Origin of the sequence: Arthrobacter sp. CAU 1506 (genome assembly GCF_005047635.1) — a bacterium.
In the GTDB taxonomy this organism is placed as follows: Bacteria; Actinomycetota; Actinomycetes; order Actinomycetales; family Micrococcaceae; genus Crystallibacter.
In genome coordinates, this window is the sequence record NZ_SUKC01000010.1 from 172295 (window position 1) to 180374 (window position 8080).

7 protein-coding genes are annotated in these 8080 nt (G+C 66.2%); 1 reads left to right on the plus strand and 6 read right to left on the minus strand.

The features are described 5' to 3' along the window. Nucleotides 1-56 precede the first annotated feature (56 nt). The 6 genes from E4J89_RS12980 to E4J89_RS13005 form a co-directional block, all read right to left on the minus strand. Nucleotides 57-788 (minus strand): hypothetical protein, encoded by a 732-nt coding sequence (locus E4J89_RS12980; RefSeq protein WP_136786564.1) that lies wholly within the window; start codon nt 786-788, stop codon nt 57-59. A 27-nt stretch (nt 789-815) separates the two neighbouring features. Further along, nucleotides 816-1580: a DUF5058 family protein gene (locus E4J89_RS12985; protein ID WP_136786565.1), complete on the minus strand. Its 765-nt coding sequence runs from the start codon at nt 1578-1580 to the stop codon at nt 816-818. Between the two features lie 173 nt (nt 1581-1753). Next, nucleotides 1754-2776: an AsnC family transcriptional regulator gene (locus E4J89_RS12990; protein WP_346763384.1), complete on the minus strand. Its 1023-nt coding sequence runs from the start codon at nt 2774-2776 to the stop codon at nt 1754-1756. Further along, nucleotides 2722-3354 carry a trimeric intracellular cation channel family protein gene (locus E4J89_RS12995; RefSeq protein ID WP_169304003.1) on the minus strand — a complete coding sequence of 211 codons (633 nt, stop codon included), beginning with the start codon at nt 3352-3354 and terminating at the stop codon, nt 2722-2724. Before E4J89_RS12995 ends, E4J89_RS12990 begins: the two co-directional genes overlap by 55 nt. A gap of 123 nt (nt 3355-3477) precedes the next feature. After that, a complete protein-coding gene (locus E4J89_RS13000) occupies nt 3478-4134 on the minus strand; it encodes a response regulator (protein ID WP_136786568.1) in 657 nt (218 codons plus the stop codon). After that, nucleotides 4127-6112 carry an ATP-binding protein gene (locus E4J89_RS13005; protein WP_136786569.1) on the minus strand — a complete coding sequence of 662 codons (1986 nt, stop codon included), beginning with the start codon at nt 6110-6112 and terminating at the stop codon, nt 4127-4129. Before E4J89_RS13005 ends, E4J89_RS13000 begins: the two co-directional genes overlap by 8 nt. Before the next feature lie 161 nt (nt 6113-6273). On the opposite strand from E4J89_RS13005, the gene E4J89_RS13010 reads away from it, so the two are divergent. Next, nucleotides 6274-7773 carry a CitMHS family transporter gene (locus E4J89_RS13010; RefSeq protein WP_136786570.1) on the plus strand — a complete coding sequence of 500 codons (1500 nt, stop codon included), beginning with the start codon at nt 6274-6276 and terminating at the stop codon, nt 7771-7773. Nucleotides 7774-8080: the final 307 nt, after the last annotated feature.

Sequence of the window (8080 nt, forward strand, 5' to 3'; positions counted from 1 at the left end):
TAGGTCTGTCATGTCTCTCCGGTGGATTGTGTACGGATGAGGTTCTTTAGGGCCGGTCAGTGTTCGACGGCGGGCTGCGGCGTGCGGTCCCGGACCAGCCATGAGAGCGCGATGGTGGCCATGACTGCGATTCCCGTGGCCAGGAAGGCCGTGGCGGGAACCAGAGGCACCAAAACGAACTGGACCAGCAGCGAGATTGCCACGGCCACTGCGGTGATCCTCGGCTGCTTGACGGAAATGATCGCTTGCACCACGACGGCCCCGAGCACGGAGGGCAGGATGTACAGCCGGACCACGTCGATCACGTCGACGGGAATGATGCTGATCAGCCAGGTGCCGAGCAGACCGACGAAGACGGCCAGCGAGAGCAGGTGAAGGGCGGCCGCACCGCAGATTGCGGCGACGGCGGCGAAGTCGCCGCGCGGCGTGCCAGGCTTGGCGTCGATCCGGTTCTGAGCGACCAGCGCCGAGGGCAGCAACTTGCTGGAGATGTTGCCGATCATGAACGCCTGATACATGGCAGCCGGACCCAGGATCGGAAAGTAGGTGATGGGCTCCACCAGCCAGATCATCATGAACACCGCGGCCACGGCGCCGAAGGCCGTCCATAGCTGGCCGGCGGTCACGTCCAGATCAGCGAAGAACACCAGGTAAAGCGGACCCGCCAGCGAGACCAGCAGGCCGGCGAGCATGGTCAGGCGCCCCCACCGGGACGTGGTGCGGTCGAACTCGGCCAGCCCGCCTGCTGCGGCGGATTCCGGAATGCTGGCGACAACGGGTGAAGACATATCGGCTCCTTCTCGGATTGGATCGGGTCAGGCCGCGGGCATGCCGGCAGTGTGGACAACATAGGCAACCGCCAGGGCCACCACAATGGCGAAGCCAAGGCTCCATTCGCGCAACCAGGCCCTCTTGGGAGACCGGCCAATCACGGCGCAGAGACCCATGACCGCCGCGGCGGTGAGCAGGGCAACCAGGTGCACCAGCGACTTGGGCACCTCGGCAATGCTCAGCGAGACGAAGGCGCCGAGCAGGGCGGCGGTGGGAACGATTGCCATCGCCACGGGGCTGGTCTTGGCGAGCTTGTTGCCGCCTCGCTTCATCAGTGGCGTCAGAATCAGGGTGGCCAGCATCCACATGGCACCGCCCAGGCTCATGGCAAAGAAGGCGATGGCGAAGGCGTTCTGGGTGTAGCCAGGGCCGCCCAGCTCGGCTCCTGTGGTTCCAATGGCGATGCTCGCTGCGCCGGTCTCGTAAGCAGCCGACCCGATCAAGCCGATTCGTACCAGCACCGCCGGCGTCCCGAAGACGGCCAGCAGGGCGACGGCCACGAGAGCGACGGCGAGCGACGGTCCGATGGCTGCAATGGCGCCGGAGCGGAACGAGACCTTCAGTTCCTCCTGCGTGATGCCTGCCGCAGGCGCAGCCTTGCGTGCGGCCTTCATGTAGATGACAGACTGCACGGCGATGACGGCAAAGACGCCGGCCGCACAGATCCACAGAAGCGGCATGTTGGCCAAAGCCAGCACATCCGTCGAGCTGCCGCCGCCGACGGCGGTCGATACCAAATGGGTCAACATGTTTCCTCCGGCGTGATGCACGTCTCAAGAAGCTAGGACAGGATGGACCCAACCTTGCTTGTATCAGCCATACCGGGGCAAGGCGTGATGAAAACAGTCACTTTTTTGGCTGAATCTGTCAAAGAGGAGTCGTCAGGGCGGCCCGGTGGCGAAAAGCGTCGTCTGGTCGAGACTTAAGACAACACCGGGTTGAGCCGCCCGCCACGTTTTCGCGCATCAAGCAGTAGCGACGTGCTCAGCTCGGCAACGTCGACCGTCCAGTCGCTGCTGCTGGTGAAGTCGTACAGCGCCTCATTGCTGGCTACCGTCACGTCGGCGAGAATCTGGTATTCACCCGTGATCGCGGCAACGTAGCGGGCTTCCGGGAGTTGGGCCAGTCTCCGGCCCAACGACTCCAGTCGATCCGGGGCCGTTTTGATCCAGAGCAACGCTTCCACTGGCAGTCCCAATGACGAGGGCTCCACCAAAGCGCGCAGGTTCAAGCAGTTGGTCTCCAGCAGCCAGTCCGTTCTTCGCCGCGCGGTTGCTTCAGAGGTACCGGCGCGTCTGGCGATCGCTTCGAATGACATTCGACCGTCATCACAGAGGGCGGCCACGATCTGCTTGTCCGTTTCCGTCAGGGAAGGATGCTCGCCGAAAATCTTCGGATCGTTGAGCGGTACGGGACGGAGCGCCCGTCGCTGTTCGGCGGTCAGAATACCTGGCTGCCACGCGCGGAGAGTCTTGAAGTAGCGCAGGATGGGATAGGTGTTCACCCGCTGGAGCCCGACGATGGCTGGCAACTCATCAGAGAGGGCGGTATGCAGCCGGGCCCGGTCAGTCAGTATTTCGGCAATACAGTCGCTGCTGCCGGTGATGGTGTAAACAAAGGAACTATCAGCGCGCTGGGACAGCGCCTGGACGGCCATTCGCGATGTGCCCGGAGCGCAGCGCATCTCGACGAGGACCGGTTTGGGCTTCAACTGGATCCCGCGCACGGCCACAACACCGGAGGCCAGTAGGTCACCGCCTCGCCGAGCTACAGTTCGTTCCGGCTCCCGCAGCACGGCGGCGATGGTGCGCCAGGACGCCCGTGGATCGACTTGGAGCGCAGCCACAATCTGCTTTTCCAGCCAGCTTAACTCAACCATCGTGTTTCCCATCAGTCGTTGTGCCGGTCCGTATACCGTGCCGGAGCGGCATGCGGAATGTGCCACCCGTAATGCAGCGAGACCACGCGCAGCCCGAAGACCACGGCGGCCACGCCCACCGCTGCCGCCGTGCCGTAAATCCCGGCGGACCACAACACCACCACCAGTGCCGAGCCCAGCATGGCCGGCACGGCGTACAGGTCGTCCGGGTTGAACAACTGCGGGACCCGGTTGGCCACGACGTCCCGCAGCATTCCGCCGCCCACGGCCGTGGTCAGGCCCAGCAGCGCGGAAGCAACCGGGTTCATGCCCAGGCTCAGCGCCTTGACCGTTCCGGTGATGCAGAACAGGGCCAGCCCGCCGGCGTCGAAGATCAGCAGCGGACGCTGGAAGCGCTCCACGCTGCGGAACAGGAAGAACACCAGCAGCGCCGCCAGCACCGGGGGGACGAAATACAGCGGATTGCTGAAGGCGCTGGGGATGGTGCCCAGGATCAGGTCACGGATGATCCCGCCGCCCAGTCCGGCCAGCGTGCCCAGGAACAACGACCCGATGATGTCGAACTTCCGGCGGGCCGCCAGGATGCACCCGGACATGGCAAAGAAGAAGGTGCCGAAGAGGTCCAGTACCAAGCCAATGGTCATGCCTGCCATCCAATCATCGCTGCCGCATGTTCTGGTGATCGCCCGCCGCTGCGACCCCGCTTTCTGCCGGACCAGGTTGCGCTGAAGGTGTTTGCCCCTGACCGGCTCATCGCCGCCGCGGGGTCAGCCGGCCCGTCCGTAGCGGTGCTCGGGCCGCCCGGTGCTGCCGTAGCGCAGATGGATCTCCACCGCGCCGTCGTCGGCCAATGCGGACAAGTAGCGTTGCGCGGTGGCACGCGAGACACCGACCGACTGGGCCACCTCCGCGGCCGAGCGCTGCAGCCCTGACGCCAGCGCTTCCAGCACGGCGGCCTCGGTGGCCGACCGGGTGCGGGCAGCCACCGCAGCTTCGGCCGGATGCAGCGCGTGCAGGGCCCGGTCGACCGTGTCCTGGTCCACCGCTGGCTGCTCGGCCAGCAGCCGCCGGTAGCGGGCGTAGGCGCGCAGCTTCCTGGCCAGTTCCTCGGCCGTAAACGGTTTGATCAGGTAGCCGAGTGCACCGCGGCGCAGGGCTTTGCGGACCGACGGGGCGTCCGCTGCGGCGGTCAGCATGATGGTGTCTACGTCGACCTTGCGCAGTAGGTCCAGTCCCAGCGCGTCCGGCAGGTACACGTCCAGCAGGATCAGGTCCGGCTCGTGTCCGTGCACGGTGCGCAATGCCTGCTCGGCGGTTCCGACCGGCGCCAGCGCGCTGAAGCCCGGGACGGAATCCACATAGCTGGCGTGCAGGCGCCCGACGTGAAAGTCGTCGTCCACAATCAGTACCGATAAGTCAGTCATGGTTTGCTCCTGGCGATGCGGATTCAACAGTGTCGGGCAGTCGGGCGCAGAAGACGGCTCCGGGGCCGCCCGGCCGTCCGGGATCCGCCACCCAGACATCCCCGCCGCGGCGGCGTGCGAGCCGGCGGATCAGCGACAAGCCGAAGCCTTGGCCATGGATGTCCGGCAGTTCGGCCGAATGGGCCTCGGCCATCGGCGAATCTGCCGCCCACGTCACCGACTCCGACGGTTCCGCCGGGCCCGCCGCGGGTTCGTTCCGCAAGCCGCTCGGTGCCGGTTCGTTCCGCAAGCCGTTCGCCGTCGGTCCATTCCGCGAGCCGCCCGCCGTCGAGAAGCCGTCGGTGAAGATCCGCTCAACGCCGGAGCCGTCGTCGCCCACGCCCCCGCCATCGGCGAGCCCGGGCAGCCCCTCGCCGGAGTCCGCGACCACCAGATGCAGCGTTCCGCCGCCGTCGGTCAGTTCGTCCATAATCTCCACCTCCACCCAGCGGTCCGGGTCGCTGCCGTGCACTGCCGCGCGGACGGCATTGTCCACCAGGTTCCCGATCACGGTGGTCACGTCCTGCGGGTCGGTAACCCGGCCGCGGACCAGCGTTTCCGGACCCACCCGGAGCGTCACTCCGCGCTCGGCGGCCTCCATGCTCTTGGCGCCGATGAAAGCCTGCAAGTACGGATCCTGCAGCAGTTCGGCCTGCTCCGCGGGGTAGTTCAGCGGGCCGGTCTGCATGATCGACGTGAGGTAGTCCTGCGCCTGGTCGGGGTGCCCCGTGGCCAGCAAGCCGGAGATCGTGTGCAGCCGGTTGGCGAACTCGTGCCGTTGCGCGCGCAACGCAGTGCTCAGCGCGCCGACGGCGTCCAGTTGCCGGGTCAGGGACTGCACCGCCGTGCGGTCGCGCAACATGATCACCCATCCCAGCTCGGGGGCACGCGGAACATCGGGACCCGTGCCGGTGCCGGGGCGGTAGCCGCGTCGGCCGGGGGTGCGGCTGGCCTGCACCTCACGGGCGGAGAGGATCAGCACACGCGGGCCGACCACCAGTTCCACCGTGGGCGACTGCGGGTCGGCGGCATCAAGCAGGTGGCGCAGTGCCTCCGGCAGGCCGGATTCCTCAGAGCGGGATTTCCCCGGTCCGGGCAGTTGCAGCTGCTCCAGCGGCAGCCCCACCAGCTCGGCATCAATGGTGAAGCCCAGCAGCCGCTTGGCCTCGCGGTTGAATACGGTGATCCTGCGCTCGGCGGAAACGCCGATGACGCCCTCGTCCACGCCCCGCAGCACCGCCTCCTGGTCCTGGGTGAGGGCGGCAATCTCCTCGGGCTCTAGTCCCAGGGTCAGCCGCTTGAGCCGTCGGCCCAGCAGCAGCGATGCCGCCAGGCCAAGGGCCAGTGCCCCGGCAGTGGTGGCGGCGATGGGCAGGATGTTGCTGGCCAGAGACTGCAGTACGTCCTGGCTGGAGAACCCCACACTGACCTCGCCCACCACGGCTGCGGAACCGGGGGCGAACACGGGGACCTTGGCACGCGCCGAATGGCCCAGGGTGCCCTGTTCCTGTTCAGTGACCTCACGGCCGGCCAGCGCCTCCGAGGGGTCGGTGCTGACCATCCGGCCCAGCTCAGCCGGATTGGGATGCGCCAGCCGCAGGCCCGAATCGTCCGTAATCACCACGAACAGCGCCCGGGTCCGCCGCCGGACGTCTTCGGCCTGGGCCTGCAGCGGTCCGGCCGCCAACGCCTGGGCGGACAGCTGCTCGGGGCCGGCCTGCGCCAAGGCGGCGGTTTCGGTGCGGATATCGCCCGAGGCCGCAACGGCGCGGGCCACCGCAAGAGCCTGGCGTTCCGCATCTTCGCCCAACCGCTGGTAGGTCAGCCAGCCCAGGATCACAGCGGAGAGCAGCAGCACCAGAGCCACCACGGCCACCTGGAGGAGCAGCATGCGCGCAGAGAACCCCATCCGCGGACGACGGTCGCCCCGGTTCTCCATGGTGCCTCCCGGCGCGGCCTCGACGGCTGCGAGCTAAATGAGCAAAACGTGCGCAATAAGCAGTATGCACCTGAACTGGGCTAAACCGCCATCCGTGACCCGCGCCACCCTAAAGTCTGTAGGGCCGGTCACACCGGCTGCGTTGAAACAAAGGAGTTGCTGTGCTGGTTTTTCTCGGCTTCGCAATGATCGCGGTCTTCATGGCGCTGATCATGACCAAGAAACTGACACCCGTTTTGGCCCTGATCATTGTGCCCACAATCTTCGGCCTCTTCGCCGGGGCAGGCCTCGGTCTGGGCGACATGGTCCTCGAGTCGATGAAGTCGCTGACGTCCACAGCAGCCCTGCTGATGTTCGCCATCATCTTCTTCGGCCTGATGATCGATGTCGGACTGTTCGACCCGCTGGTGCGCTTCATTTTGCGCACGCTGGGCAATGACCCGGCCAAGGTGGTGCTAGGCACTGCGGTGCTGGCCGCCGTCGTATCGCTGGACGGCGATGGGTCCACCACCTTCATTCTCACCACGGCCGCCATGCTGCCGATCTACCTGCGGCTGGGCATGAGCCCGGTGGTGCTGACCTGTGTGGCCGGCCTGGCCAACGGCACCATGAACATTGTTCCCTGGGGCGGCCCGACGGCACGTGCTGCTGCGGCGCTTGATGTCTCGCCCACCGACGTGTTCGTGCCGATGATCCCCTCCCTGCTGGCCGGCATGATCATTGTGATGGTGTTCGCCTGGACGCTCGGCCTGAGCGAGCGCAAGCGCCTGGCCGGCGGCAACCCGAAGGCCGCGGCCAAGGGCAGGCCCGACCTGTGGGCGGAAGCTGGGCAGAACAACGACGGCGGTGTTGGCACCTCCCGCGGCAACGCTGGCTCGGTCTTCGGCGGCGGGCGCGGCGCCGGTGCGGGAAAGCCGGTTTCCGGCACCTCCCCGGCTGGCACGGCTCCGGCCGGCGGTTCGGTAGCCGTGTTGGAAGCCGAGGAGGACACGGCTGGCGGATCGCTGACCGATTCGGCCTTGGACCCCAACCGCTCCACCCTGCGCCCGAAGCTGTTCTGGTTCAACCTGGCGCTGACCGTGGCCGTCATGGTGATCCTGGTGCTGGACGTCGTCCCACTGGCCTACGTCTTCATGGTGGGCGCAGCCATCGCCTTGGTGGTCAACTTCCCGAACGTCAAGGAGCAGGCCACCCAGCTGGTTGCGCACGGCAAGAGCATCGTCGCCGTCGTCTCCATGGTGATGGCAGCGGGGGTCTTGACCGGCGTGCTCAACGGCACCGGCATGGTGGATGCCATGGCCGCCTGGCTGGTGGATATCATTCCGGATTCCATGGGCCCGTTCATGGCCGTCATCACCGGCTTGCTCAGCATCCCGATGACCTTCTTCATGAGCAACGACGCGTTCTACTTCGGCGTGCTGCCGGTGCTTAGTGAGACCGCCGCCCACTTCGGCATTGCCCCTGCCGAAATGGCGCGCGCCTCAATCACCGGCCAGCCGGTGCACATGCAGAGCCCGCTGGTTCCGGCCATCCTGCTGCTGGTCTCGCTGGCCAGCGTGGAACTGGGCGACCACCACAAGAAGGTGCTCTGGCGCGCGGCTATCGTCTCGCTGGTTATGCTGGCAGTCGGCATCCTGCTCGGCGCCATCCCCTGGGGCTGAGCCAACACCACAACAACGACGGCGGCGCCTGGGTTCTGGTCATGACCAGCCCGGGCGCCTCCGTCGTTCTAACGGCTCGCCTTGGCAGTCCCTGCGGAATCCGGTGAGCATCCGGATATTGAGCCATTTGACTGTGTTGGGAGCGTGCTAGCGATAAAAAACAATCTTTGGTGAACAGTTAAATGGCTCATCGGAATCGAGAGTGTAGATAGCGTTGGCGCGTCGGTTCCCGGATAGAGGTCGAGGTCTTCCGATGATGGAAGTTCTCACACTGCCCATCCGAAAGACCTCGACGTGTCCAACGCTA